Raw genomic sequence first — 1990 nt, 5'->3', positions numbered from 1 at the left:
GGTTCTTTCTTAAACTTGGTTACCCTAAACACTAATCTGATGTACTTTCAGATTAGTGTTTTTTTGTTTTTAATTGTTCTAGTTGGAATTTATCTTGGCTCGCTAAGAATGCCAGCTGACATTTCTTTGCAAAGTTGACTAACCCACTCCGACCGTATACAATGCGTTTGATTAGCTTTAGTTTGTTATTATTACCTTCGACAAAACCTGAGTTAATGTCTAGAGATATCGCGCTTTTCACGGGGGCGATATCTTTTTTTATAGTTTCACAAAATCCACTAATCATTGAGTTTTTATAAGTGCTTAGAAAGTTACCCAGTAGTTTTGGATTGTTTCCCATTAAAACTTCATGAAATTCTTTAAAAATCTTCTGTACCTGGGCAATCACTGGATAGGAAAGCTTTAGTACGGATAATCTTCGATTATCCTTTATATATTTTGATGATTCTCTATTGATTGTTAAAATATCCTTTATTAATTTATTCCGTTTAATACAGACGACTCCCAAGGGATAACACAGTTTGCTTCCTTGAATAGAACCTGCTGAAGGTCTACCGGGAAAATTATTTTGACTAATTTTAGTAATATAATCCCACAACGAATTTTTATTGTGATTATATCCTCGAGAAAGTACGTAATAATAAATAACATTGTCGGTTAAACCATCACTCATCATTTTATAAATAATATTTGAATAATCATCCATAATTGTTTTTCGTTTCTTATAATTCTTTGGCTTATTCATCTCTTCGATCTCAAACTGAGTCATTTTCAAATACTTTATAACAGTTGCTCGGCTTAGATTATACTTAGAAGCGGCTTGTCCAACGGACGCCGCTGTTAATTTATAATCCTGTTTGATTTTAATGATTTTGATTTGTTTAGAATGGCGTCTTGTTGCCTGGCACTTATACTGCCGTGATTTGAGCTTACGACTTTTGTTATCAAATACAATTTGCTCACCTTTATCATTGATTGGTATCGAATTATCATAATCGATATGTTCCAACAGTCCTGATGGGCATGGTTGTTCAATCCAAATTTTCTTAGGCGGATGTTTCAAAACCCTGTCTGCTTTGATAAAGACAGTTGAGGGTAAATTTTGTTTTAAAATGTCTCTTAATTTGTCTATCAAGTTTTGTAGTAAATGAAATCTATCCGCCACTTGAGTACATTTTGGCAATGCCTCGCTAATCGCTTTGGCATATGCACTAGCGCGATCACGTGCTACGAACTTTATCTTAGAATGTTGTTCCAACCATCCTTTTATTGAGGACACATCGCGTCCTCGAAGTAGCGCCATGAGATGGTGATCTTTTAGATCATAGACTGCCGTTGCGTATGATTGCCCCTTTCTAAGGGCAATATCGTCTATACCTACGGCCTTAACGTTAGGGTCATCAACGAACTCCAACTGATCGTAAAGTTTTTGAATTGAATCATTACTGATATTGGTACCCAATAATTTCAGAACATTACTGGCTCCTTCATTGCTAAGATAAATTGAGACTCCCAAAATGAACATATTTAGTGCATCTGTTCGACGTTGATAGGCGCTGGCAAATGGTAATTCTTCAACGAAAATCTTTTGAGAGCACTTTGAATTGTTACAACGATACTTATAAATATCAACGTCCAAAATCGTATTCTCATTATGAATAGGTGTATCTTGTAGGATACGATGATAAGTGGCAGCCACTTCACGAGAAGGGACTCCACAATTTGGACAGCGACTAGCGTGAGGCAATGACTTTATAAATAAACAAATTGTGTTTTCCTTGTTCGTAGTATCGTAAACAAAATAATTCTCACCAAGCAGGTTTATGTTGTAGTTGATCGGTTCATATTTTGCCATTGGACTATCCGCCTTTCATGGTCGAGTATAGTTACTATTCATGAAGACACAAATAAGGAGATGTAAAGTTTGGCTTAGCCAAGCTTTACATCTCCTTATTTAAATTTATATTCTAACCAAGTTTAAGAAAGAACC

General features: G+C 35.3%; 1 protein-coding gene. It reads right to left on the bottom strand.

Features of this window, described 5'->3' with window-relative positions:
• Positions 1 to 52: 52 nt before the first annotated feature.
• The gene (locus FD31_RS13995) at positions 53 to 1855 is read right to left on the bottom strand and encodes an ISL3 family transposase (RefSeq protein WP_083483693.1); all 1803 of its coding nucleotides are present in this window, start codon (positions 1853 to 1855) and stop codon (positions 53 to 55) included.
• Between the last annotated feature and the right edge of the window lie 135 nt (positions 1856 to 1990).

The organism is Companilactobacillus nantensis DSM 16982 (assembly GCF_001435815.1).
Lineage (GTDB): Bacteria > Bacillota > Bacilli > Lactobacillales > Lactobacillaceae > Companilactobacillus > Companilactobacillus nantensis.
The sequence above is the reverse complement of the archived record's forward strand: the minus strand, read 5'-3'. Positions and strand labels throughout refer to the sequence as shown.